This is a genomic window from Spiroplasma sp. hy2, from assembly GCF_044714365.1.
Taxonomy (GTDB): Bacteria; Bacillota_I; Bacilli_A; order Mycoplasmatales; family Mycoplasmataceae; genus Spiroplasma; species Spiroplasma phoeniceum.
This window is the reverse complement of record NZ_RXFZ02000287.1, coordinates 1-872: the sequence shown is the minus strand read 5'-3', so window position 1 is coordinate 872 and position 872 is coordinate 1. Positions and strand designations below refer to the sequence as shown.

The 872-nt window shown below is 25.8% G+C and carries 2 protein-coding genes; both read right to left on the bottom strand.

Features of this window, described 5'->3' with window-relative positions; all coding sequences use genetic code 4:
• The coding region (locus EHV01_RS06120) for a hypothetical protein (protein ID WP_422066686.1) at positions 1 to 466 on the bottom strand (466 nt) is incomplete at its 3' end.
• A gap of 3 nt (positions 467 to 469) precedes the next feature.
• A partial coding sequence (locus EHV01_RS06115) for a hypothetical protein (protein WP_422066685.1) occupies positions 470 to 872 on the bottom strand: 403 nt, incomplete at its 5' end.

The window sequence follows — 872 nt, the reverse complement described above, 5'->3', positions numbered from 1 at the left end:
TTAATTTATATTTATTTAAGTATTCTAACATTCTATTAATATCATAAATGTTTTCACCATCAATTAATTTTCAATAAACATTATTATTTTCATCTTTTAATTTTATCGCAAATGGTGTTTCATTATTGGCTCATATAGTTGAATTAATTGGTTGTTTATTAAAATCATCAATCGTTAAAATATTAATTTCTTCACCTTTATATTTTTGAACTATTTTTAAACTATCTTGTCATTGTGCAATAGTACTTTCCATATTATCAAATATGCGTGAATAACTACCATAATCACTTGGTTTAGCATTATTAGGTTTTCAACCTGTTTCAGTATCAGGAATATATGAACTATAAACATTAAATGGAAATACCATTCAATGGCGATTATCTTTTATGTTTTCTCTGATATCGATTAAAGTATCGTGGGCTTGTCTTCTTAATTCTTCTATAACCCCGGGATTAATTCTACTCATTTTTTAATTCTCCTTAATTTCTGTTCTACCTTGGATAGCATTTTGATTATTACCAGTTTCATCATATTCTAGTAATTTATTATTATGTTCTATTTCTTTGGCTTGCATTTTATCTTGTCATGCCTCTATTTTTTCTAAATATTTTGCTGCTTCTAATTCATCAATATTTTCATATTCAGTTATCGCTCTTATTGGTTCCATTGTACCATTATCTAATCTAGCAGTAATTAATTCATTTTGTCGCATTTGATCAACTAAACTAGCACTAACAAAATCAAAACCATATTCTCGTTCACCATTTCCATCTCATAAACCATAATATTTTAAAACAGTATCAAACATTTTTGTATAATATTGCTTACGATATGCTTGTAAATATGCTTGTTTTTCTAAATCTTTTGTTTTA